Origin of the sequence: Tetragenococcus solitarius NBRC 100494 (genome assembly GCF_001544195.1) — a bacterium.
GTDB lineage: Bacteria > Bacillota > Bacilli > Lactobacillales > Enterococcaceae > Tetragenococcus > Tetragenococcus solitarius.
This window is the reverse complement of sequence record NZ_BCPY01000029.1, coordinates 1-24,569: the sequence shown is the minus strand read 5'-3', so window position 1 is coordinate 24,569 and position 24,569 is coordinate 1. Positions and strand designations below refer to the sequence as shown.

Here is a 24,569-nt window from a genome sequence, read left to right as displayed (position 1 = left end):
TAGATCACTCCTCTTTTTGAATTGTAATTTGTTTTTGTAATTCATCGACGTCTGAAAAATCTGTTAATCCCTTACGAAAAGCAGTTGAACTTCCAGCGGCTAAACTAAGTTTTAAATTTTCTTTTGTATTCTTCTCTTTCAAAATTCCTGCCAAAAATGTCCCTAGCAAAGTATCCCCAGAACACGCTGTATTAACGACTTCGCCTTTAGGAGAATTTCCAAAAAAGATGCCTTCCTTATTCAATAAAACAGCACCATCCGCGCCTAAAGAAATCAATACATTTTCTGCACCTGCCTTTAATAACTCCTTCCCGTAATAAACATAATCATCTTGCGAATGAATTTCAGTATCAAACCACAAGGCTAACTCTTCTTCATTCGGTTTTAACAAAAAAGGCTGATATTTCAAACAATCCATCACATCCAAATAACTGCTATCAATAATTAAATGAACTTTTCTTTCATAACAAATTTGAGCAATGTCTACCAAAACCGACGAAGAAACTCCCTGAGGAAAACTTCCAGAAACACATAAATAGTCTCCAGCTTGTAAACTACGAATTTGTACCAACAACTTTTGAATAGCTTCATCCGAAATGGTCGGTCCTTTATTTACTAATTTATATTCCTCTTTTGTATCATTTACTTGAGTAAAAACATTGATACGAGTGAATCCTGGAACCTTAACAAAATCAGCATTGATTTGTTTTTCTTGTAAAAATTCTTCAATGAAATTTCCAGTAAAACCAGCTTGGAAACCTAGTGCTGTACTATCAGTTCCTAACATTTTTAAAATAAGAGAAACATTCACACCTTTACCGTTTGCCTGAATGTCATCATCTTTTGTTCGATTGACGACAAAAGGCTTTAATTCGTCAGTTTCAATAAATAAATCAATCGCTAGATTTAAAGTGCAAGTATAAAATGCCATCATCACTTCCTCCTTGATTTTTATTATGCAACGTATAGATATGTAAATGTTTTCTAAATCGAGGGATTAAAAAGAAAACCTTTACATTCTTTTCTAATAACAATAGACGAAACGGATATCTCATATTATGATAGGAACGACGAGGAGAGTGAGCATAATGGATAACAAGCTAAGCGATTCAGAACAATATGTATGGGATTTTATTCAAGAGAATATCCAAACGATCCCTAATTACTCCATTGTGAAGTTAAGTGAACTGGCAAATGTTTCAACTGCGACTATTGTCCGCACAATGAAGAAAAAAGGCTATGAAGGATTCACAGCTTTTAAACATCACTTAAAAGAAATGTCTTATAAAGATATTAATTTTTCCGCCTTAGATAAAGTCGATCAAGGAATACGTACGGCTATTTTAAAAAATGAACAAGAAGTCGCCCGAACCATCAATATGATTGAAATTGGAAATATTGAAGACGCCATTCAACGAATCAAGGCGGCAAAACGAGTGATTATTTTCGCACGAGGTTTTTCTGAAATGACCGCGCAAGAAATGATGGTCAAATTTCAACTTACAGGAAAATATTGTGAACTACATGCCGATCCGGAGATTATTAAAACAATGAGTAAAAAATTAACAAAAGATGACGTTGTTATTTTCATCTCCCTGAATGGAGAAACAAAAGAACTTGTCACTGCAGCAAAAAATTGTTACCAACTGGAAATTGGTACAATTTTGTTAACCGCAAGTCGTCATTCAAGTCTAATCAATTTGATTGAGATTCCTTTTGTTGGCTTTAAATCTGAGGGATCTTTCTTTCCAGATTATGAAGTACGTTCGAGGTTACCTTTAGCTATTTTAGCTAGGGTTTTGTTGGATTCGTATGCGTTGAGAGTGGGAGAAAATTAAATCTCCCATTCTATCTTAAATGAGAGTTTAATCACCCTACATATCGGGCTTTTTTGGATAATGATTTTTTATTCTTTCTTTATTTTTAGCATTATTACTCAAACACAATCACATTTTTCAATCCAACTGATTTTTCTGCGTTTTCTAATGCTTGTTTAAAATCATTTAATAGGTATCGCTTCGTAATTAATTGTTCAATAGGTACTTGTCCGCTAGCAATTAACTTTTCAGAAGTTCGATAAGATGACAAACTAGCTCTGGTACAACCAAAAATTCGAAGTTGTTTATAATGTAGAAGATTGGTGTTTAAAGAAACATTTTCGCGGCCCTTGGGTAATCCGCCAAAGAAAAGTAAGCGACCATTAGTTGCCATATATTGTAAGCTTTCTGTTTGCGCTTCGGGTGAAGGCGCCGCGACAATACACAAATTAACGCCTTGGCCTTTTGTTTCTGCTGTAATTTTATCCGCTAAATTTTCACTTGTTAAAGTTATCAGTTGGGGTAAAATTCTTTTGACTGCTGCCATACGGTCTTCATGATGATCGGTTAAAATTACTTTACCCGCTCCCTGGCTAAAAGCCAGCATCACATGCATAATCCCGATCGGACCGCCACCAATAATTAAAACCGTATCTCCAGGATAAACTTTAGCAATATTTTGTCCATTAAATACACAACTAAATGGTTCGATTAATGCAGCTTGTTCAAAAGAGGTTTCATCTGCTAAAGGTGTGATATTTCCTTGTTGAACAGCTTTTTCTGGTATTTTTAAATATTCAGCAAACCCTCCTGAAAGGTTAATACCGAAGGCTTGATAATTTGCACAAAGATGTGTGTTTCCGCTAACGCATTGGTCACAGACGCCACATCCAATATTAGGAGCGACAGAAACTCTTTGTCCCACCTTATAGGAAGTAATCTTTGTACCAACTTCCGCAATCACACCAGCAAGTTCATGCCCTAATGTTAATGGGTGCTTTTCATCGACTCCTTCATGTCCATTTTTATACATACGAACATCAGTCCCACAAAGTGAAGCCGCTTTTACTTTTAATAAAACTTCATTTTCATTAATTTCAGGTTTGTCTACTTCGCTCACTCGTACTTTTTCTTTGCCGTAAAGCTGTGCTGCTTTCATGCGATTCGTCCTTTCGTTATAAATATTCAAACTATTGTTTTAGTCATGAGGTCAACCTTAATCAAGTCCACTTATCCAATGTCAATAATACAAATATTAATCACCTAGTTTCTGCTCTTTCTGCTCTATATTCTTCAATTACTTTGACACTAGCGCTCATTCCCAAGCGGTCAGCGCCAGCTTCTATCATTGCTTTAACAGCCTCTAAATCACGAATTCCACCTGCAGCTTTTACTTTCACCTGATCACCCACCGTTTGTTTCATTAATTGCACATCGGCTACTGTAGCACCTGCAACCCCAAATCCGGTAGAAGTCTTAACAAAATTAGGTCGAACCTTTTTGGCAATTTTACACACTTGTTTTTTCTCTTCATCCTCTAGATAACACGTTTCTAAAATAACTTTTGAAAGAACATCATTATTTTTACAGATATCTACAATGGTTTGCATTTCTTCTTCGATGTAGTTTGTATCCCCATCTTTTAGTTTTGAAATGTTAATAACATAATCAATTTCATCCGCCCCATTTTCGATTGCTTCTTTGGTTTCAAACGCTTTTGTTTTGATCGTTGTTTGTCCTAAAGGAAAACCGATGGCTGCGCCAACATGAACTGGGCTGCCTTTCAATAATTTTTTACATAAAGTAACCGGTGCCGAGTTAATCGCTACCATTTTAAATCCATATTCACGTGCTTCCTGACATAATTTTTCAAATCCAGCTTCCTGTGCATCTGCCTTTAATAATGTGTGGTCAATTTTTTCAGCAAGTTGTTCTACGCTTAAATTTATAGTCATTAATATTCTCCTCCCAATCTTGTTTTCGCTTACATCATAACATTTATTTTAGTTCGTTACATTTAATTATTGTAAAGTAAAAAAACGCTAACTAGTAAATTAGCGCTTTTTTGCTTATATAATTTAGAGAAAAACTATTTATAAATTTCCGGCTGTTCCATCAATGTTACTTTTTCTGGTTTACCAGTTTCTCTTGATTTGATTAACGCATCTGAAGTGACACAAGAAGCATATCCATCCCAAGTGCTAGCACCTACTAATTGATCCTTCAGAATCCCCGTGGCCCATCCGAGAAATTCTTCGTTATAAGAATCAGAAAATCGGCTTGCCCAATGGTCGCCTAAGCCATAAGAAACTTGTTGGTTTTCCCGTTTAACGACGGTAGCTGGGTCTGGCAAGTCTAATGTCCCTGCTTCACCAACCACTTGACATTGGATGTCATAAGCATAGGCGCCATCTGTTTGGACTTCGACATCAATCCGTTGGCCAGAATTTGTTTTAAACATGATTAATTGTGGATTTAGCCAATCGCCCGTGGTTCGTTTGCTTTGTTTTACAGAAAGCACTTGAACTTCGTCGTATTCATCGCCTAATAACCAACGGCTAATATCAATTTCATGAATCGCCACTCTTGTAATGGCATAATCGGTTTCAAATCCAGGGGCTTGGGAAATATTACGATGGGCACTATGAATCATTAAAGGAGCACCAATCTCGCCCTCTTCGATCGCCTTTTTCATTTCCACATAACCTTTATCAAAACGACGGTTAAAGCCCATTTGAAGTAAACGATGTCCTTGTTTAGCTTCCACTTCCATCATCTCTTCACATTCTTTAGCAGTCAAGGCAAGCGGCTTTTCGCAAAAGACATATTTGTTTTGTTTCAAACATTCCATAGCGTAACCTGCATGGGTATCATCTGTCGAAGCGACTACTATGGCATCAACCTCATCGCTACGAATCAATTCTTCTCCACTGGCATAGCTTGTAGCGTCATATTTTTCTGCCACATCTTGCGCTACTTTATCAACATAATCATATACCGCAACGACTTTGGTTTGAGGAACAACATTGGTTAACCGTTCAATATGTTCCTTGCCAATCGCGCCACATCCAATCACACCTACACGAATCAATTTATTTTCCAATTCAATTCCTCCTACTATTGTCATTTTCGCATTTTATATTGTTATCAAGATAATAATGAAAGCGATTTTCTTCTTTTCTCTAAAATAACATACTCCACAATAGTTGTCTTTTTAAATTTTTAGCCCCAAAAAATACTTTTGAGACTAAAATAGACCGTTAGAACACCTATACGCATCACACCATTATTTTGCTGGTAACATTTTTCCTGTTTCAAATGACTCTCTTAACCTTAGGGCAATCTCCAATGACTTCGTGCCATCATAAACAGTGGTTCCCGGTTGACGGTCATTTAAAACACAATCGACAAACTCATTTATTTCATTGATATAAGCATCTTTCCAACGTAATTGGAAATCCGTATAGTTTTTACGACTAATACCATGCTCACTCATGACTTCGAGCAAACTATCTGTTCCCACGGAACCAATGCGTAAAGTGCCTCTCGTCCCAATAATTTCTGTTTCTACATTGGTCCCATGTGCTGCTGCGCGTCCAGCAAACATAAACGCCATGGTGTCATCTTCAAATTGCACAAGTGAACTGACATTGTCGCCATCGTTCCATTCTTTGTACTCCTCAAATTCGTAAATACCGCCAATGCCCCACATGTTGCGAGCTTCTACACCACCAGTAAACCAGCGAATCAGATCGATATCATGAATATTCATATCTACAAATTGTCCGCCTGATTGCGGTCCAAAGGCAATGGCACCCTCAATATTCCAAATCGGGTCTTGGGTGTAGGAGCGGACTAAGATAATACGTCCAATATCCCCATTATCGATTTTCTCTTTCGCTTGTTGATAAGAATGATCATATCTACGCATAAAGCCAATCATAAATTTTAATTCTGGATGGGCTTCCACTGCTTTTTCAGCTTTTTTGCATTCTTCTAAAGTAAATCCTAATGGTTTTTCCGTAAAGACGTGCTTACCAGCATCTAAAGCCATTTTCACGTGTTCTGCATGTAAACTAGTGGATGAAATGACTGTCACTGCATCGATATCCGGGTTTTTTAGCATGTCATCAAACTCAGTATAGCCATTGGGAATATCTAATTCTTCTTGTACTTCTTTCACTTTTGTTTCATCCATATCACAGACAGCAATTAACTCGGCGTCAGGTACGGATCTTGCCGTATTTCTAGCATGGTAATGCCCCAAACGTCCTAATCCTATTTGTCCGATTCTCAATTTTTTCTTCATATAAATTTCCTCCTAAAAATTTTCATCTCATTTAACCTTCAATAAACTGCAACATATAGTCTCTTCCCTTACGCGAATAATCAAGAGGATTATAAACATAAGGATTCTGTTCCGCTTCTAATACCAACCAACCTTGATATTCTCGCTCTGCTAAAATGTTAAAAATCTTGGGAAAATCGATATCACCACCGCCTGGGATTGTAAATACTCCCTCCAAAATGGATTCTAAGAAACTTAACTTTTTGTCGATACATTGTTGCATGATATCTGTTCGAACATCTTTTAGATGAATATGTTTAATACGATCAAAATGTTTTTCTAGAACAGCGACCGGATCTTCTCCGGAAAAAGTTAAATGTCCTGTATCATAGATAATACTGATAGTTTCAGGATCGGTTAATTGTAGAAATTTATCGATTTCCTCTGCCGTTTGAACCGTCGTTGTCATATGAGGATGATAGACAATTTCTAAGCCTTCATCTTTAGCAATTTTCCCTAATGGATTGAGTTTATCTGTAAATTCAATCCATTGCTCTTCGGTCAATTCAGGTTTGTTTTTAAAATAGGTATGGGCACGATGTTGAATGCTAAAGCTTTGGTCACTAACATTGATTACTTTTGCTCCCGCCTTTTTTAAGAAGCCCATATGATCCCTAAAATCTCTTTCATTCAACCAATAGGGCTGCTCTAACAAGTAAAGACTAATCCAAGCTGTAATTGCTTTTAAATTGCGTCGGTTTAATTCTTCATTAAGGATATTCGTGTCTCTTGGATAGAGCGCCCCAATTTCCGTCCCTTCAAATCCTAATAAAGCAATTTCACTAATGGTTTGTAAAAAAGTTGTTTCTTTGCCATATTCAGGCATGTCATCTTCAACCCATGCAATAGGTGCAATGCCTAACTGAATATTGTCTCTTTTAATCATTTATTCCCCTCCTCCTAATAAAGCGACTAAAATCAATATAAAATAATATAAATCAGAAATACATTAAGTAAATTGGCGAAATGTTTAAAAAAATGATATATCGTGCTCTATTTTTACATATCGGTCCATACAAAAAGTGCCGATTTACTCTGTATCCAATCTACAGAGATAAATCGACACTCTTTGCCTCGTTATAAGCAAAAATGTTATTTTTTATACCAATGATTTGAATTCGTTCACTACACTATCTACGGTAAATCCAAAAGTATCCATTACGTCCTTAGGATCACCAGAAAATCCGAAAGAATCGACGGACATCATTTTACCTTCAGGTCCTGCATATTCTCTCCAACCTAATTTGGAAGCCATTTCTATTGTTACACGTTTAGTTAAATGAGAAGGCAATACTTTTTCTTTATATTCTTCTGTTTGTGCTTCAAATAGATCCCAAGAAGGAAGACTCACAACATTCACCGCAATGTTTTCTTTAGCAAGAACTGCTTGGGCTTGCAAAACTAATGAAACTTCCGAACCGGTAGCGATTAATATCCCCACAGGATCTTTCACTTCAGAGACGATATAGCCTCCATGGCTTACACCTTCTATTGCCTGATCCAGAGAATGAGTAACTGGAGCAGTGGCTTGTCTTTCTAGTACCAGCATTGTTGGTTTCGTGATTTGTTTCAAAGCTAACTTCCAAGCAGCCGCTGTTTCGTTACCATCAGCCGGACGAATCACTTGTAAATTTGGCATGGAACGAAAAGCAGCTAGTTGTTCCACAGGTTGATGTGTGGGACCATCTTTACCGACAGCAATACTGTCATGACTAAAGACATAAGTTACGGGTAATCCCATTAATGCTGCTAAACGAACAGCTGGTTTCATATAATCAGAAAAAATGAAATACGTGCTGACAAAAGGTAAAAAATGATGTAATGCTAATCCATTAACAATTGCTGCCATTCCGAATTCTCTGACACCAAAATAAATATTTTTACCGGAAAAATCAGAAGCTGTTATTGCAGCTGAATGATCAATTGTCGCTTTTGTTGACGAACTGACGTCTGCTGCTCCTCCGATCAATTGTGGAATATCTTTTTGTAAGGCATTCAATACTTTATGAGAAGCCGTACGTGTTGCTAAGGGTTCGCTACAAAAAGAAAGCTCTCCCAACGTTTCAGACCAGTTTTCTGGTAGTTTTTGTTCGATGAAATATTCCAATATTTTTGCTTTTTCAAGATTATTGTGCTTAAGTTTTGAAAAATTTTTCTCCCATTTTTCTTCTAATTGTTTTCCTCTATTTTGTAAATCTGCAAATGCCTCGTAGGCTTCATTGGGGATAGTGAATGGTTCATCGTATGACCAACCTAAATTTCGTTTAGCTTTCTTGGCGTTTTCTGCTCCCACCGGATCACTATGGGCATCGCTGGTTCCTGCAATTTCTGGTAAACCATAACCTATAGTGGTTCGGACTTCGATAACCGTCGGCTGATTTGATTCTTTCGCTTGATTAATTGCCGCATCGATCGCAGCGATACTTTGTCCATCTTCGACCAGTAAATGTTGCCAATGTACAGCCTCAAATTTCTTTTTGATATCATCAGAAAAGGACTGCTCCAAAGCCGCATCCAAAGAAGAGTGATTAGAATCATACAACACGATTAGCTTTCCTAACTGCAAGTGACCCGCAAAAGAAATAGCTTCATGACTTACACCTTCCATTAAATCCCCGTCACCACACAACACATACGTATAATGATCGATTAACTGATTTTGCTCTTCATTGATAGTTGCCGCCAACTTTTTCTCGGCTAGAGCCATACCAACAGCCATAGAAATCCCTTGGCCTAAAGGACCCGTTGTCACTTCGACTCCTGCTGTATGTTTCCATTCTGGATGTCCTGGCGTTTTACTATTAAAAGAACGGAATTCTTGCAAATCTTTTTTTGAAACATTAAAGCCACTTAAGTGCAATAATCCGTATAGTAACATGGAACCATGCCCTGCTGATAAAACAAACCGGTCTCGGTTAAACCATTGCGGATCTTCTGGGTTAATCTTTAAATGTTTACTCCATAACGTATAAGCCATTGGAGCTGCCCCTAAAGGAAGCCCCATATGTCCACTACTTGCTTTTTCTACGGCATCAATAGCCAATGTACGTAAAGTATTAATTGCTAATTGTTCATTTTTAGAATTTGTACTCATATGATAATCTCCTTTAAACTTCTATTTTCTTGGCTGGACGTACAGCTGAATAAATAAAGTAAGCCACTAAAATAGCGACGATTCCATAAATCCCGACTTTGCCAAACCAGTTATAAAAATAACCCAGTACAATTCCAACAACAGCAAAATCAGAATCCCCAAATGTTGAATTAGTAAAGCCTAAGTCTCCAAGTAGAGGTAGCAAAATAGCCGGTAATAAAATCAAAAGCGCACCATTAATAATGCCGCTAATAATTGTTCCTCTTCTACCACCTGTCGCATTTGCTAGTACGCCGGCACCAGCTCCTACAAAGAATAACGGGATTAGACCGGGAATAATCACTGGCAAATGAAGTGCTGGTAAGAGCAAAAACATCAGAAAGCCACCAACAACAGAAGAAACAAAACCTACCAAAACAGAATTAGGACCATATGGAAAAATGACGGGAACATCCAGAGCTGGTTTAGAATCTGGCACAATTTTTTCAGATATCCCTTTAAAGGCAGGAACAATTTCTGCTAACATCATACGTACACCCTGTAATACAATAACAAAACCTGCTGTAAAAGTAAGCGCTTGGGTAATGGCAAACATAATGATATTATCTCCATCAGACATTTCAGTAATTACTGAGCTGTCAGCAAACAAGAAGGTAAGAACATAAATAATTATCATAACGATAGCAGTAGAAATCGTATTATCTCTAAAAAATCCTAATCCTTCAGGAATTTTCAAATCTTCTGTCGATTTTTCCTTATTTCCTACTAATTTACTAATCCAGCCGGCAAGCGCATAATTAGCTGCATTAAAGTGACCCATGGCGATGTTGTCGTTTCCTGTCACATTACGATAAAAGGGCTGAACAATGGCAGGAGAAATGGCCATAAATGAGCCTAACAAAAAAGCGCCGATCACAACAAGTTCTACTCCTGAAAAACCTGCGGTACCAAGCACTGCGGCTAACAATGCTGACATAAACAAAATATGATGCCCTGATAAGAAAATATATTTAATATTAGTCAACCGAGCGATCAAAATGTTCATAATAAAACCAAAAGCCATGATTAAGCTCATCTCTGTTCCTAGCAAATTTTCTGCTATCCCAATGACAGCTTCATTTGCCGGGATTACTCCTTGTACATTAAAGGCATCCTCAAAAGCAGGCCCTAAAGTATCTAGAGCCTCAGAGATGATATCTCCACCTTTAGATAAAATAAGAAATCCAATCACCGTTTTTCCAGTACCTGTAATAATTTTTGTCACTGGTTTTTTTAGCGCAACTAAACCAATAAAAGCAATAAGCCCGATAATAATTGCCGGCTGATTAAAAAAACTATAAATGAAATTCATCTATTTCCACTCCGTTTCTCATGATTTTAGCTTAGGTAAAACTGCTTTTTTGATTGCATCTTTATCGACTACATTATTTACAAATACTTTTTCTGCTTGAGCATCGGATAATTGATTTTCTAATTCAGCTGTCGAAACAATTAAATCCGCACTTTGCCCACCTACTGAACCTAAATCACAAGCTTCGACGTCCGCTTTTATATTTTCTTCTTCTAAAATACTGTCGATATTCATTTTTAAAATCAAGCTAGAACCTGAACCCATCCCGCATACTGTTAATATTTTCATCTGTATTTCCTCCCAAAATTTTTATTTATTATTTACTACACTTTCTTCTACTTGCGTTAAGACCATATGGAAAATGGACATCGCAATTTCTTCAACTAAATCTGAATCGTTAAATGGAAAATCGATACACTGGTCTGTCCATTCTTTTAACACTCCTCCATTATTTCCTAATACTGCAATCGTATATATATCCATTTCTTTCGCTTTTTTCAAAGCTTGCAATAAATTAGCAGATCTTGCACTGGAAGACATGATAATGAGAACGTCTCCTTTATTTCCTATCCCCTCCACTTGACGAGCAAACACTTCCTCGTAGCCATAATCATTTCCTGTAGCTGTCATCACACTCGGATCAACGGATAAAGTAACTCCAGCAAATGCTTTTCTTTCGATCTTGTAGCGCCCTACAACATCTCCAGTAATATGTTGCGCATTTGCAGCACTTCCTCCATTTCCAGCAGTTAAAATTTTACCCCCATCTTTCAAAGCTTTTGTGAGCGTTTCAGCCGCTTGTTTCATTTGTTCTAGCTTTGTCTTTCGAACATTTTGTAAAGTTTCTATCCTGTTATCAACTTCTTTTAAGTAATCCATTTTTACCTATCCCCTTTTAAATCTCTGTTTTATCAATATATTGCAAAATCCCTTCCTTATCAGAAGAACGTAATAAACGATTAAACCGATCTTCTTTTAAAGCCTCTACCAATTCAGAAAGTGCTTTCAAATGAGAATTATGGTCGATAGCAGCTAGACAAATGACTGTATAGACAGGATCGTTTTCTTTATTCCCAAAATTAATTCCCTTATCTAAGGTAATTAAACTCATGCCAATTTTATGAACGCCATCTTTAGAACTAGCGTGTGCCAAAGCAATATGAGGTGCAATAACAATATAAGGACCAAATTTTTCCACAGACTCTACCATCGAATTCGTATACGTACTATCAATGGTTCCTTCTTCTTCCAAAATTTTTCCGCCATAAATGATCGCTTCTTTCCAATCATTGACGTTGACTTGAGTATCAATAGTATCTTCTGTTAATAATTCTTTTAACATCGGTTCATAGCTTCCTTCCGTAATTTTTTCCTGAATCATTTTTTCATCTAAAATCTTTTTTTCTAATAACTGAATCTTATTAATATCTATTTCGGAAAGAACAGCCGATACTTCAACAAACGGAGCATCTATATCTTCTAGAGGTACAGTAGAAATAATCATATCCGCATCATATAAATGCGTTTGCAAATAGTCTTTGGTGACCACTTCCATAGGAAAATTAAAATGCTGTTCTAATTTATTTTTTAAAAACTGAGAAGTTCCCACCCCCATATGACAGACTAGAAAAACAGTTAGATTTTTCGTATAGATGTTTTTCATTTTTTCCATCGAAGAAATTAAATGTAAGGTTACAAAAGAGTATTCTTTTTCATTGCTCACTGAAATATGTTGCTGATTGAAAACCTGATGCATTACTTTTTTAACCGCACCATAAACACTAGGGTACATGTTTTGAATCTTCTTATACATCTCTTCATTGATCAAATCACTAATATCTGTATCTTTAGTTATGGTTGTCTGAAAATGTAGGGCTAAGTTTTCATATAATTCTTTGTCTTTGGTTAAATCAATATTTAGTTTCTTACTAATTTTTTTTATTACATTATTTGCTAAAATATCCAGGTTTACTTTAAATCCTTGATAAATCACTTCGTTTTTGATGAAATGTCTTTGATAAAGTTGATTGGATAGAAATAAAACTTCGGAGGAATCGAACAAAATGTCAAAATATTTTTCTAACAAATGGCAATTCTTGCTAATAATTTCTATTTCATTGATAGAATAGCCCACAGTAGGTTTATAGTTTTCGGTTACATATTTTCTATTCTTGATACGTTTAATAATCGTTGCAATAATTTCTTCGAATTTCTGAAAACTATCATCTGTCATTTGTATCATTAACTCTTCTTCTACTTTTTTTATCCAATAACTGATAAAAGAACGATCACTTGCTTCTAGTTCTTTCAAATAATTACCAGAATACAATGCTTTTTCAATAAAAATAAAATAAAGTTCTCGTTGATTTTCTTCAGGACCTGATAAATAAAACCCTCTCTTTTTTTCAAAACGAATGGAAATATCTTTTTTCTGGGCGATTTTTCTTAATTCTTTCAAATCATTATTAACTGTACTTCTACTAACTAATAAGCAATCCATGAAGTATTCGATCGTAATCCGTCGTTCTTCCCAAAAAATTTTATTATATAGAAATTGCAACCGAAAAGAAGGCTCTTGCCAAAAATCTTCCTTATTATTCGAAGCATCTCCATGAGATAAAGCCTTTTCAATTAAATTTTTACTATCACCAAGTGAGTAAGTTACTTGCACTTGCTTTTCCAACCCATTTAAATTCTTGCTTTGTAAGAATTCATCAATTTCTAAAAAATTATTCCTGACAGTTCGCGGTGAAACGCCCAACAGTTTAGCAATATCATCTAACTCTACCGATTTTCTTTCGAGTATAAGGGTCAAAATTAGTTGGCTTCTTTCGCTTAACATTTTCTTCCTCCCTACATCGCATTATCCAATACTTTTTTATTGACGAACAGCTCAATTCTGTTCCATGATTTTGAAAGGGCTTAAATACATAAACTATCATACTATGTCTTTTCATCGAATAACCGTAAAAAAATAACCGAGAAAGTTTGCATATATACAAACTTTCTCGATTATTTATAAAACAAATTAAAGGATGTTTTCTCTTAAAATCTTTTCTAATTCAGGTTAAAGTTGGACACTCATTTATTCGCCCCAACCGTATTTTCAAACTCTCGTTTCATCTCTTCTTCAGAAACCACGCGTCCTATTTCAAAATCTGCAAAACTCGCTTCGATGATTTGGCGATCGTGCTCTTGTGCTAACTATTGCGTATCAATAATATAGTGATTATCCTCTTTTTGATAATTCAAGATATCTTCTCCTTTTTATTGATTTAAAGATTCAAAATTTAAAGCTGCGCCAATAAGGTTTGCATCATTATGGTACTGACAAGCTTGGATTTCTGGCATAATGGAGGCAATGCCATCTTTAGCTAAATCGTTATACAATCGTTTATGCAATTCGTTGATAAATTCATTCCGCGCAGAAACGCCTCCGCCGATAATAATCATCTCTGGATCTAAAGAGACCTGAATATTATATAGACTTTCCACCAAGGAATCATACATTTCCGAAATAGCTTGTTCCGCGTTAACATTGCCTTCCTTTTTTAGATCAAAAAGTTGCAGACCATCGACGTTTTGACCAAATTTTTCAGAAAAACGCAAGGCTGTATTTCGAACAGTCCCATTCACACTCAAGACTTTCCCATTTTGATTACGCATCAGCCCGAATTCGCCACCAAAAAGATGCGCGCCTTTATATAGTTGGTTATGAATAAAAATCGCGCCTCCGACACCTGTTCCAATAACAAGGAATACTGCTTGTTGCACCTGTTTTCCAGCTCCTCGAGCCATTTCACAAATCCCTGCACAATTGGCGTCATTTTCAATAGTAATCGGCAACTTTAGATACGATTCTAATTCATCATAGATAGGACGATGATGAAGATAAGAAACGGCACTCACGCCATCAATCCTTCTCTTCTCCACATTGACTGCGCCTGGAGAACTGATAGCGACACCTGTAACTTCAGTATCAAAATTTTCTATCACTTGAGCAAAGGATTCTTCCAGTTGAGTAAAAGAAGTCGGTGTAGAAAATTTCCCTTTCTGTTCAAGCTTCCCTTCTTGCCACAACCCGTATTTCACTGCCGTGCCGCCAATATCAAAAACTGCCAAACTCATTGTTTGCCTCTTTTCTTAATAACCATTATTTTGTGAAACCTCTTTGTACCATAGCCCACTTTTTTTCAACCGACGTTTAAAATGGTTATCTAATTCTAAACGATAAAAGCCATAACGATTACGGTAACCATTTAACCAGGACCAGCAGTCAATAAAGGTCCAAGTATGATAGCCAAAGCAGTTGCTACCTTCCTGGATTCCTTGATAAAGATAATCCAAGTGTTCTTTCATAAAATCAATGCGATAATCGTCTTGAATCATTCCTTGTTCATTCATAAAACGTTCCTCGTTCGCAACGCCCATACCATTTTCGCTCACATACCAAGGGAAATTATCGTATTCATTTTTCATCATCATAGCCACGTCGTAAATAGCTTTGGGATAAATTTCCCAGCCACGATAAGGATTAATTCGTTTTTCCGGCCAATCATAAGGCGCATATAAATCCTCTGGGTCTTGCGCAGGAAAGCGAGGGTGCACGGGCGCTTGTACGCGTAAGGGTTGATAATAATTCAAGCCAATAAAATCGACCGTATTTTCTTTGATCACATCTTTATCAGAAGCGTTCGTCTCTGGGGTTAAGCCATGTTTTTTAATTAATTGCACCAAAGCTTGGGGAATCAATCCCTTGACTGCTGGATCTAAGAAACTTTTCATGGTTAATAAATCGGCGTTTTCTTTGGCTTTTTGGTCCGCTTGTTCAGCGCTGCGTGCATAAGCTGGGGTAATATTTAAAATAATGCCGATACTGCCTTTAGGCTTTACTTCGCGAAAAGCTTTTACCGCATAAACATGCGCCATCAAGGTATGGTAACCTACTTGGACCGTTTTTTTAAAGTCATGAACAGCAGGATAATGGGCACCGTTTAAATAGCCGCATTCAATATGCACGATCGGTTCGTTAAAGGTCGTCCATTGATCGATTAGATCTCCAAACAACTCAAAGGCTGTTTTGGCATAAAAGGCAAAAGCATCCACCGCTTCACGACTTTCCCAACCGCCTTTTTCCATCAACCACATGGGCATATCAAAGTGAAATAAGTTGATAATAGGTTGAACACCTGCTGCAAGGATATGTTCAAAATAATCACGATAAAAAGTCACCGCTTCCTGGTTTACATGTTTGCCGTCAGGTAAAAGACGCGCCCAGGAAATGGATGTCCGAAAAGAATTGAGACCAATTTCTTTCATTCGCTGGCAATCTTCTTGATACATTTCATAGATATTGGACGTATGTTCAGGTCCTTGGTTCTCGTGGAATTTTTCCGGATTGTTTTGAAACCAATAATCCCAAGTTGTAGCGGACTTGTCGTTTTGCAAACTATGACCTTCGGATTGCGGGGCAGAAGTGGCTGTTCCCCATAAGAAATTTTTCGGGAATGTTTTCATAAAAGAACTCCTTTTAACTGTGTAATATTTCTTCCGATTTGATCCATTTTTGGATATTTTCGGAGTATAACTGAATATAACGTTCATAAACGATATCTAATTGAATAAGGATCGGAACCTGTGGCGAAATAATTCCTAGAGATTCTTCTCTAGTAAAGCCTGCGGCAAACAACACATTGTTAGCAAATGGAATTAGAGGTGAATGTTGATTAGAAGTAATTAACAAAATAGGTACATTCTTTTCTTTGGCTATACCTAAGGCTTCCTGCATTTGCTCATCTTCTCCCCTTAAACTAACAACGACGATCAATTCATCTTTTTCGGCCGAATTGGCTGAAAGAGCAATCGATCGCTCATCAGAAATAATTCTTACATACTTTCCCATACGAGAAAATTTTAGTTGAAAATCAGCTCCCGCATAAGAATTAAACCCTTTGCCAAAAAAGTGAATGATCTTATGTTGATATAATTCACGACAAAAAGCATCGACATCGTCCGGTGAGTAGGTCACATCACTTCTTGTTACAATAGAGTGATAGACAGACGTTACATCACTAGCCACAGATAAACGCTCTCTTTCCCTTTTTAAAGAAAGATTATATAAAAATATTAGTTCTTTGTAATTATTTAATCCGATCTTCTTACAAAAACGAGTAATAGAGGCTTTTGAAACAGAAATCAACTTAGCTAATTCATTCATGTGAAGGGCTTCTTTTTTCGATAAAAAATAATCTGCGATGACTTGTTCTACATCTGTAAAATTTTTTCGGTAAGATTCAATTAATATAAAAATATCCTCTTGCATAGATTTTCTCCTCTAAACGATTCGAATCGTTTTGATTTCGCCTGGTTTAAAAATACCTAAATCTACTATATCATTTTTATCTTTTTTAGAAAGGAGTTCACCTTTCAAATCTACGAATTCTATAGCTTTTTTATGGTTAAAAATTATGCTACCACCTTTGACTGAATTTTTTGTATCTGGATTATACAAGCGTAATTCATAACCATTATTTTTTAGTGATTTTCTAAAGGAGCTATAAGCTAGGGTATCTGACTCTAAAGTAAATGGTGAATGATAATTAATCTTTTCTTCTAACGGGTTAGAAACAAAGTACTTTAATGTTGTCGTAAACAAATTAAGTTCTTGTATTTGATAATAAGGCAATGCTAAAGCATAATCCAAGTAATCTTGTGATAATTTTGCTGCAGAAAAGTGCCTGTCGATTTGAATTGAAAATTTAAATGTTAATTTTTGTTGCAACTGACTATCGGTGGTTGCAATATACTTAAATTCATTTCCCGAGGCTTTTCCAGGTCGACGTAGTAAATCGGGTCTACCAAGGTAGCCAACCGACCGAAATAAAGTCAAAGCGATCTTATCAAATTTATTGCCAACAATTTGGTATTCTTTTATTCCTTTAGAAAATAGGGTAAAACTTTGTTTTTCATTATGGGTATTAACATAGTGAATCATCGGAAAAATAGCTGTTGGCTCTTCTTTCCAACCCATCTCACGCCAATCTTTAATATGTGGGTCCTCTACTGGACGTTTTGCTACCCCAAAAGGCGTGTCTGCATAAGAAAAAGAATTTTCTAAGGGTGTTTGTATCAGTACACGCATCCTATGGTCGTAAGCACTATTATCTATTGTCAAATGACAATCAATATGTGTAGAATCGGAGCTCAAAGATAAAATTAATTGATAAGAAATTTCTTGATCGCGAATTTTCTTCGCTCGACTATTTAGATTCTGTGCAATTTGCCAGGTTCCTTCAATAGTCATTGTTTGTAATAAGGATTCGCCAGATGTCTTAACAGATGCATTTTCAAAATCAAACAAATAAGTATCATTCTCATAAGCAGGTGAGTAATCGTAAGTATCACCCTCGTCTCCACTATCTTCGATTTGAATAAACTGATGATATGTTTTTTTACTTTTTTTATCATATAAATGGAGAGCACCTTGGTGAAATTCAATACGATAATGGCTGTTTTCTATTTTTGAGACTTTGTTATCGCCACTATTCTTTACTTCCCCTTTTTCTACCTGATAAGTAGTAAAATCAAGCGAAGGTATTTCAACCTCTAATGCTATGGTATGAATATAATAAAACTTATTTTCATCCATTTCAGCCAATGTCCGTTTAATAGAACCATTATATTCTCGTTTTGTATTTATATATTCAAATGGAATATCCTTGCTATTTTTTGTTACTTTAATTGTAGAAAATTTTGTTGAAACATCGACTTTTATTACTTTTTTGACTTTCCAAGGTAAGGGATTAAAAATCGTCAAATCGTTTTCTTGAACTTTAGGTCTTGATTCAGCGATCTTACGTGTCAAGTAATCTACTATCGAATAAGATAATTGGTCTACCTGGGTATAACGTGCCAAAATTGCTTGGTTCGTCTTGTCGCTATTACACCCCCCTGCGCTGTCATGGGCTTGATTTCTATTAAGTAAACGCCAGATTTTATCAAGAATTCCTTGTTTGTAAGTAATCCCCATCTGATCTGCCATAGCCATCAAAGGTTCCACTTGATAAATCATACGACGCTCAATCTTATCGTTCAAATATTTTTGATCGTAACGTGAAGAATAAATCGAACGATGGATTTTAGAAACAGAGCTGGAAATAAATTCCCCTTGCACTTCAGATAAATTTTCCTTAGGAAGTTCCCGAAAGAAGTCTTCATAAGTGCTTTCTTCTAAATGATAATCTTGCAGATGTTTGTTATAAATCCCACTTCTTTCTTTTAAGTTCCGATCAACATAGCGTTGATCGCCTCCTACTGGTAGCAACAACTCATCGCTAGTCGCACCATTACGAACGATATCCATTTGTCCTTGATAATCATCATCATAAATCAGACCCAAGCCTGCAAAATAGCCATCTTTAATATTAGACACAAGTACACTTGATCCATCTTCACTTTTCCAATTAAATTCTCTATCGACCGTCACATCTTCAGAAACGCCACGCCAGAAAACAGCATTGTTGATACCTAAACCATTATATATCTTGGGCATATCTTTTCCTTGTCCAAAAGAATCCGGAAGATAGCCTACATTCATGTATCCACCTAGTTGATTGGCTAAAGACATACCAGCATTCAGATTACGAATGATTGATTCACCTGAAATAATCAATTCATCTGTCTGCGTATACCAAGGTCCAATTTGTAATTTTCCACTTTCTACAAGCGTTTGAAGACGCATTTTTTGTTCTGGAAAACTCGTAAGATAATCATCAAGTAAGCTCATTTGGCCATCTAAAAGATAATAATCGATTTTATTTTGTTCTAACGCATCCATTACTTCATCAAGATGATAAATCAATTGAATAAATGACTCATTGCTTGTAAAATACCATTCTAAATCCCAATGGGTATGATGAATAACATGAACTCTTTTTACCATATCGTTTTATTTCCTCCAATGTTAAAAATCGATCGTATCAATAATAGAAGCTAATTTTTTCGTGTCATTATTAGCTAAAATGCCTTCTCTAAAATCAGTGTCAATTAATTTTCTGGCAATAAGACTAAGAAGCTTTAAATGTTCAGCAGCACCTTCTTCAGGAATCGTAAGTGCAAAAGCAGTATTCACCGGTTTTTTGTCTAGAGCTTGCCAATCAATTGAATTTTTAAATTTGATCAAAAACATACCGGGTTTAATCACTGAAGCATCCTTGCTATGTGGAATAGCAATCCCTTCTTTAAAACCAGTAGTCGCTTCTTTTTCTCTATCTTTTAAGCCTTCAAAAAACACCTCTTTATCTGAAACATAGCCTTTTTCAAAAGCAATGTCGACAATCACTTGAAAAGCTTCTTCTTGTGTTTTAGCTGATTCATCAAATAAGATATGGTCTTCCTGAAAAATTTTACTATCCATTATAGCTTTCCTCCAAATTCATATTTACATTATCATCAATCGGTTTGCGCATAATACCAATCAGTAAAGCAGTTACTAAAATTCCGGCGCACACGCAAAATATCCAAGTTACAAAAGGTATAGGTTGTTCAATATATCCAATAAATGTTCCTAAAGGTGAACCAATACCACCAAAAAATCGACAACCTGTGGCTGCGGCCAAACCACCAGCTACCGCAGAACCAGTGACGTTTGCTATAATCATTCGAATCGGATCTGCTGCCACAAAAGGAATAGCACCTTCTGTTACACCAACCAAACCCATACCAAAAGTGGCGCTTGCTGAAACTTTTTCATCTTTAGTAAATTTATTTTTAAACAATATCGTCGCAAGCCATACACCTAATGGGGCTACCGAGATAGCTGCTTGTGTAGCAGTACCTGGAACGAAATTCGCATCGTTTATACCATATTTGGCAAGGGTATCTGTAAATACGGTCGTACCAAATACTAAGGCTGTCTTATTGATGGGTCCACCTAAATCAAACCCAATCATGGCACCACAAACGATTCCCAAAATAATAGGCGCACCTGCATAGTTACTATCAAGTGCTGTAAGACCACTATAAAGTGCATCCATACCACTAGCGATTGGATTTCCAATAATGTAAAGCACAATCAAAGAAATAATCGCACTGGCAATAAAAGGAATAATCATAATGGGTACGATTGGTTGTATAATTTTAGGCCATTTGATTTTTTTAAGTGCTTTTACCATATACCCAACAATAAAAGCAACAATGATTGCCCCAATAAAACCACCACCAGCTTCTGCATCTAGAAATTCAGGATCATTTACCAGATAAGCACCAATCATGGCTGGCGCAATCGCTGGTTTATCTGCAATGGAATTAGCAGTAAAACCAGCAAATAACGGAATCATTAAAGTAAAACCAGCTTGCCCAACATCATACAATTTCGACATTAAAAAGCCCATTTGAGTACTTGTATTAAAACCCCATTCGACAATCCTTCCCATATCGTCGCGCTGAAACGCATAAAGATTTGCAATCGTTAAAATAAGCCCTGCTGCAATAACCATCGGAACCATATAAGAGATACCACTCATAATATGGGTTAAAACAGTGGTTTTTTCTTTATCATTTCCAATTTGAACTTTGCCGACTTTTGATCCTTTTTTCCCAAATACCTGCGCTTCTTCAAAAGCTTTATCAATAAGTGCTTCAGAATCATCAATGGCATCATTAGAATCTGTAACATAGAGTGGTTTTCCAGTAAATCGAATGGGATCAATCTTTATATCAGAAGCAACGATAACTAAATCCGCGTTATCGATATCTTCATTTGTCAGTTCATTTTCGGCCCCAATTGCACCGTTTGTTTCTACCTTAACTTCATAGCCTTTTTTCTGAGCAGCCTGTTCAATTGACTCGGCAGCCATATAAGTGTGAGCAATCCCTGCCGCACAAGCAGTAACCGCAACAATTTTTTTAGACATCTTCTTTTCCTCCGTTAAAATTTTTATTACAAAAAGAATATTAACAAAATTTTTTTGCATTTGAAATCGCTTCAAAAAAGGCTGTTCTTAGTTTCAAAGAAAAATAGAAAACTGAAATTTTTTTCAATATACTAGCTAAAATTTGACCTGCTTTATGAGAATATTCGTTTCTTACCTATGCTAATATAAACAAAAATATGGAAAGGACGAATGAAATGAAGAAGACACAAAAAGAAAAGAAAAAATTACTTGAAGAAACAAAAGAAAATCAATTTCTGGATTATGTACGTCGTCAGATCAAAAATGTACTCGAAAATGATCCAGATATGGACGATTCCTTAATGTTTTTCTCCGTAATGAAAGTAGTGCCGGAGTATTTAAGTAGTGGAAAATGGTCCAAAAAAACACTAGATTTTACTAGAAAGTATTATTATCCACCAAATAAAATAGAAAAATTGCACCAAATTTCAGAATTCAGCGAACCTTATAAAAAATACTGTGAATTAGTCCACAACTATTATTTATTAACGCAAGAAGAAGGTAAAAAAATATTTCAAAAAATGTTAGACTGGTTTCCTGCAAAAAAGGAAAAGAACACAATCGCTAGTTGGTCAGATTCTTTTGTAGTCAGTCTATTTCATCGCGTTGAATTGCAAGACTCAGTCTACTTTGAAGACATTCGAACGAAAGAAAGATATAAAGCGACACTTCTCGATGAAATATTCATTCATCAAATTGAAACACTTTACTCGCCTTTTTTGGCCTTGTTAGTTCCATCTGATAAAGGATATATAACTGATACCATTCTAGAATGTGAAAACTTTGATCTTATAGATCCGACTAAAACGAAAGACCTTTCCAAAAAAGAATGGGAAGAATATGTATTTCATTGGTACCGAACTAATTTATTAAAATCGGTTACATCAGAAAATCCTTCACTCGAAGAAGAGAACGTCGAATTCTATTCCGCGGGTCGCTTAATGGATGAAACTGACTTTGATTTTGCCAATCGTTTAATTGAACAAGATGAAAATTTATATGAGTTTCCCTATTTAGGCCAATTAACTCAGTTGTTGATAAAAGTAATACGAAATTTCCCGCACTTATTTCTCGCTAAAGTAAATGCACTCCCATTATTGGATGCAATGAAAATCCTATTTACTGATTTAGATATGGATTTAACTGCTGAATATAACTATACCAACCACCAAGGGCACTTATGGTTGATATTGATCATCGAAAATTTACCAGAAGAAGTCGCCGCTATTCAAAATTATCAGGTAGAACCAGAGTATTGGGAAGTCGAATTTTAAATATTAGAAAATATTTTTTTCCTTCACTCTAGTACTGTTCAATCGTGATTATTAAATGTTTAATAGTTATATTGTATAGATCAAAAAACTCGTGAACATGTTTTCTTCACGAGTTTTCTGCGCTTTATTTTCAAAACTCAACCTTTTCTATAAAAAATGCCTCCGCTAACTTCTTATAAAATTCAACGGATTTGTAAAAAACATCTAGACTTATATTTTCATTACTCTGATGCTCTGTATCGTTTCCGGGTCCTATTTGCACAATACTAAAATCGCCTTTGGCATGTAAAAATTCGGAAGCATCACTAGCTCCTGAATTTCCAACAACTTTAATTGGCTCGGGATACATCTGTGCATGCACGCTTTTAATTAACTGGACTAAACTTGAATCAGGATCTCCAGCTACCGCTTCTTCTGGAAAAATATATTGGATACTTAGGTTATAGCCGGGTTTTTGATTTAATTGCTCAACCAAATGATCTAACGCATAAAATACCACTTGATTGGGATAAGCTGGGATTGTGCGTATGTTTCCTTGAATGACTGCCTTTGAAGGAACACTATTGATTTGCTCTCCACCGTTAAACATACTTTGAACATGAGTAAGTTTTCCTAAGACCGGATCCACTTCATCAAAGGTTGCCGTCAGCGACTGCACTTCATTAGCAAAATCAATTAAATGGTCAATAGCATTTATTCCCTCTTCCGGTGTAGAGCTATGTACGCTTTTACCTAAAGCTGTCACAGCATAGTCAATCACACCTTTTGCTGAAATGCCAACTTCTTGCATCTCATCGCATGGTTCAGCAATAACTAACCCAGCTAATCCGTCAGCGTAGCCTTCTTTGGTCAGCTGTGCAGCTCCATACTCGCCTGTCTCTTCTCCAACGGTAGCAAGCAATTTAATCTTACCGGGAATGTTATCTGCTTCAAGGAAATCAAGCATTGTAATTACTAAGGCTGCCAAACCACCCTTCATATCCGAAGCTCCACGTCCATATAGTTGTCCTTTTCTTATTTCTGCCGTGTAAGGATCACTATCCCACGCGCTTAAATCCCCTGTATCCACTACATCTTCATGCCCAGAAAAGCCTAAAATTTTACTTCCTTTTCCAATAGTAATAACTAGATTATCCCTGCCAGGAGTATAAGGAATTTGTTCAATATCTACATCCTCCCGATCTTTGTAAGGGGCAAACAAAGAAGCGATATAATCCGCCACCTCTGCCTCTTTATCGTTTACTGAATCGATGGCAATTAAATTCGATAAAATTTCAACTTGTTTTTCTTTTTCCAATAGATATCCCTTCTAACTATTTATGGATTATTACACCTATTTACAATTTAGGCATTATAACTATTTTGACGTGTTAAGCGTTATTTTTTATCGAGCTATTTTTTTCATGAATACATTAAGCCTATTCTTTTTATAAACAATGTCAATAATCAAACTTAAAATATTTGCCATTGATACACTTTCAATTATAAAAAAGCTTGATAAAGATACAATGTTATACAAAATAACGCCAATTTTTAACTAAAGAAAAAACGAGAATGTTGATTCATTCCCGTTTAAATAACAAACACTTCAATAGTCAAAGGTTTCTGCCGTTTGTTTCAATGACTTGACGATAAAAATCAAACGATCTTTTCTTCAGACGTTTACCAGTGCCATTGCCATCCACTTTATCAAAAATTATACTTTATTCTATTCCATGTGTTTTCCAAATCTA

At 36.0% G+C, this 24,569-nt stretch carries 20 protein-coding genes; 2 read left to right on the top strand and 18 right to left on the bottom strand.

Annotation, left to right across the window (positions count from 1 at the left end; genetic code table 11):
* Positions 1-4 precede the first annotated feature (4 nt).
* Positions 5-931 (bottom strand): 1-phosphofructokinase, encoded by a 927-nt coding sequence (gene pfkB / locus TS1_RS08720; RefSeq protein WP_068709856.1) that lies wholly within the window; start codon positions 929-931, stop codon positions 5-7.
* 127 nt (positions 932-1,058) lie between these two features.
* On the opposite strand from pfkB, the gene TS1_RS08715 reads away from it, so the two are divergent.
* Positions 1,059-1,838 (top strand): MurR/RpiR family transcriptional regulator, encoded by a 780-nt coding sequence (locus TS1_RS08715; protein ID WP_083498277.1) that lies wholly within the window; start codon positions 1,059-1,061, stop codon positions 1,836-1,838.
* 94 nt (positions 1,839-1,932) lie between these two features.
* Here TS1_RS08715 and TS1_RS08710 read toward each other — a convergent pair whose 3' ends face one another.
* From TS1_RS08710 to TS1_RS08635, 16 genes are all read right to left on the bottom strand, one after another.
* Positions 1,933-2,976 carry an alcohol dehydrogenase catalytic domain-containing protein gene (locus TS1_RS08710; protein ID WP_068709853.1) on the bottom strand — a complete coding sequence of 348 codons (1,044 nt, stop codon included), beginning with the start codon at positions 2,974-2,976 and terminating at the stop codon, positions 1,933-1,935.
* 100 nt (positions 2,977-3,076) lie between these two features.
* Complete coding sequence (gene deoC / locus TS1_RS08705; protein ID WP_068709851.1) at positions 3,077-3,772, bottom strand: deoxyribose-phosphate aldolase; 696 nt, start codon at positions 3,770-3,772, stop codon at positions 3,077-3,079.
* Between the two features lie 134 nt (positions 3,773-3,906).
* A complete protein-coding gene (locus TS1_RS08700) occupies positions 3,907-4,920 on the bottom strand; it encodes a Gfo/Idh/MocA family protein (protein ID WP_083498276.1) in 1,014 nt (337 codons plus the stop codon).
* A gap of 183 nt (positions 4,921-5,103) precedes the next feature.
* Complete coding sequence (locus tag TS1_RS08695; RefSeq protein ID WP_068709848.1) at positions 5,104-6,126, bottom strand: Gfo/Idh/MocA family oxidoreductase; 1,023 nt, start codon at positions 6,124-6,126, stop codon at positions 5,104-5,106.
* A gap of 31 nt (positions 6,127-6,157) precedes the next feature.
* Positions 6,158-7,051 (bottom strand): myo-inosose-2 dehydratase, encoded by an 894-nt coding sequence (gene iolE / locus TS1_RS08690; RefSeq protein WP_068709846.1) that lies wholly within the window; start codon positions 7,049-7,051, stop codon positions 6,158-6,160.
* A gap of 213 nt (positions 7,052-7,264) precedes the next feature.
* Positions 7,265-9,259, bottom strand: coding sequence for a transketolase (tkt, locus tag TS1_RS08685; protein WP_068709844.1), 1,995 nt, complete (start codon positions 9,257-9,259; stop codon positions 7,265-7,267).
* 13 nt (positions 9,260-9,272) lie between these two features.
* Positions 9,273-10,610 carry a PTS ascorbate transporter subunit IIC gene (locus TS1_RS08680; protein WP_068709841.1) on the bottom strand — a complete coding sequence of 446 codons (1,338 nt, stop codon included), beginning with the start codon at positions 10,608-10,610 and terminating at the stop codon, positions 9,273-9,275.
* Between the two features lie 18 nt (positions 10,611-10,628).
* On the bottom strand, positions 10,629-10,898 hold the full coding sequence (locus TS1_RS08675) for a PTS sugar transporter subunit IIB (RefSeq protein ID WP_068709839.1): 270 nt from the start codon (positions 10,896-10,898) through the stop codon (positions 10,629-10,631).
* 21 nt (positions 10,899-10,919) lie between these two features.
* A complete protein-coding gene (locus TS1_RS08670) occupies positions 10,920-11,489 on the bottom strand; it encodes a D-sedoheptulose-7-phosphate isomerase (protein WP_068709837.1) in 570 nt (189 codons plus the stop codon).
* A gap of 16 nt (positions 11,490-11,505) precedes the next feature.
* Positions 11,506-13,452 (bottom strand): BglG family transcription antiterminator, encoded by a 1,947-nt coding sequence (locus tag TS1_RS08665; protein ID WP_068709835.1) that lies wholly within the window; start codon positions 13,450-13,452, stop codon positions 11,506-11,508.
* Positions 13,453-13,877: 425 nt separating this feature from the next.
* On the bottom strand, positions 13,878-14,738 hold the full coding sequence (locus TS1_RS08660; RefSeq protein ID WP_068709833.1) for an ROK family protein: 861 nt from the start codon (positions 14,736-14,738) through the stop codon (positions 13,878-13,880).
* Between the two features lie 15 nt (positions 14,739-14,753).
* On the bottom strand, positions 14,754-16,127 hold the full coding sequence (locus TS1_RS08655) for a glycoside hydrolase family 1 protein (protein WP_068709831.1): 1,374 nt from the start codon (positions 16,125-16,127) through the stop codon (positions 14,754-14,756).
* 13 nt (positions 16,128-16,140) lie between these two features.
* Positions 16,141-16,932 carry a MurR/RpiR family transcriptional regulator gene (locus tag TS1_RS08650; protein ID WP_068709829.1) on the bottom strand — a complete coding sequence of 264 codons (792 nt, stop codon included), beginning with the start codon at positions 16,930-16,932 and terminating at the stop codon, positions 16,141-16,143.
* Between the two features lie 12 nt (positions 16,933-16,944).
* Positions 16,945-19,551, bottom strand: a complete 2,607-nt coding sequence (locus TS1_RS08645; RefSeq protein WP_068709828.1) for a glycoside hydrolase family 38 N-terminal domain-containing protein — start codon at positions 19,549-19,551, stop codon at positions 16,945-16,947.
* A gap of 21 nt (positions 19,552-19,572) precedes the next feature.
* The gene (locus tag TS1_RS08640) at positions 19,573-20,025 is read right to left on the bottom strand and encodes a PTS sugar transporter subunit IIA (protein WP_068709826.1); all 453 of its coding nucleotides are present in this window, start codon (positions 20,023-20,025) and stop codon (positions 19,573-19,575) included.
* Positions 20,018-21,523, bottom strand: a complete 1,506-nt coding sequence (locus tag TS1_RS08635; RefSeq protein ID WP_068709824.1) for a PTS fructose transporter subunit IIC — start codon at positions 21,521-21,523, stop codon at positions 20,018-20,020. Before TS1_RS08635 ends, TS1_RS08640 begins: the two co-directional genes overlap by 8 nt.
* Positions 21,524-21,738: 215 nt before the next feature.
* Here TS1_RS08635 and TS1_RS08630 point away from each other — a divergent pair, with 215 nt between their 5' ends.
* On the top strand, positions 21,739-22,836 hold the full coding sequence (locus TS1_RS08630) for a hypothetical protein (RefSeq protein WP_068709822.1): 1,098 nt from the start codon (positions 21,739-21,741) through the stop codon (positions 22,834-22,836).
* A 130-nt stretch (positions 22,837-22,966) separates the two neighbouring features.
* Here TS1_RS08630 and TS1_RS08625 read toward each other — a convergent pair whose 3' ends face one another.
* Positions 22,967-24,133 carry an ArgE/DapE family deacylase gene (locus TS1_RS08625; RefSeq protein WP_068709820.1) on the bottom strand — a complete coding sequence of 389 codons (1,167 nt, stop codon included), beginning with the start codon at positions 24,131-24,133 and terminating at the stop codon, positions 22,967-22,969.
* Positions 24,134-24,569 lie beyond the last annotated feature (436 nt).

Bases quoted from the DNA above. Each gene is read 5' to 3' on its own strand.
- pfkB (WP_068709856.1), bottom strand. From the start codon at position 931: ATGGCATTTTATACTTGCACTTTAAATCTAGCGATTGATTTATTTATT.
- TS1_RS08715 (WP_083498277.1), top strand. From the start codon at position 1,059: ATGATAGGAACGACGAGGAGAGTGAGCATAATGGATAACAAGCTAAGC.
- TS1_RS08710 (WP_068709853.1), bottom strand. From the start codon at position 2,976: ATGAAAGCAGCACAGCTTTACGGCAAAGAAAAAGTACGAGTGAGCGAA.
- deoC (WP_068709851.1), bottom strand. From the start codon at position 3,772: ATGACTATAAATTTAAGCGTAGAACAACTTGCTGAAAAAATTGACCAC.
- TS1_RS08695 (WP_068709848.1), bottom strand. From the start codon at position 6,126: ATGAAGAAAAAATTGAGAATCGGACAAATAGGATTAGGACGTTTGGGG.
- iolE (WP_068709846.1), bottom strand. From the start codon at position 7,051: ATGATTAAAAGAGACAATATTCAGTTAGGCATTGCACCTATTGCATGG.
- tkt (WP_068709844.1), bottom strand. From the start codon at position 9,259: ATGAGTACAAATTCTAAAAATGAACAATTAGCAATTAATACTTTACGT.
- TS1_RS08680 (WP_068709841.1), bottom strand. From the start codon at position 10,610: ATGAATTTCATTTATAGTTTTTTTAATCAGCCGGCAATTATTATCGGG.
- TS1_RS08675 (WP_068709839.1), bottom strand. From the start codon at position 10,898: ATGAAAATATTAACAGTATGCGGGATGGGTTCAGGTTCTAGCTTGATT.
- TS1_RS08670 (WP_068709837.1), bottom strand. From the start codon at position 11,489: ATGGATTACTTAAAAGAAGTTGATAACAGGATAGAAACTTTACAAAAT.
- TS1_RS08665 (WP_068709835.1), bottom strand. From the start codon at position 13,452: ATGTTAAGCGAAAGAAGCCAACTAATTTTGACCCTTATACTCGAAAGA.
- TS1_RS08660 (WP_068709833.1), bottom strand. From the start codon at position 14,738: ATGAGTTTGGCAGTTTTTGATATTGGCGGCACGGCAGTGAAATACGGG.
- TS1_RS08655 (WP_068709831.1), bottom strand. From the start codon at position 16,127: ATGAAAACATTCCCGAAAAATTTCTTATGGGGAACAGCCACTTCTGCC.
- TS1_RS08650 (WP_068709829.1), bottom strand. From the start codon at position 16,932: ATGCAAGAGGATATTTTTATATTAATTGAATCTTACCGAAAAAATTTT.
- TS1_RS08645 (WP_068709828.1), bottom strand. From the start codon at position 19,551: ATGGTAAAAAGAGTTCATGTTATTCATCATACCCATTGGGATTTAGAA.
- TS1_RS08640 (WP_068709826.1), bottom strand. From the start codon at position 20,025: ATGGATAGTAAAATTTTTCAGGAAGACCATATCTTATTTGATGAATCA.
- TS1_RS08635 (WP_068709824.1), bottom strand. From the start codon at position 21,523: ATGTCTAAAAAAATTGTTGCGGTTACTGCTTGTGCGGCAGGGATTGCT.
- TS1_RS08630 (WP_068709822.1), top strand. From the start codon at position 21,739: ATGAAGAAGACACAAAAAGAAAAGAAAAAATTACTTGAAGAAACAAAA.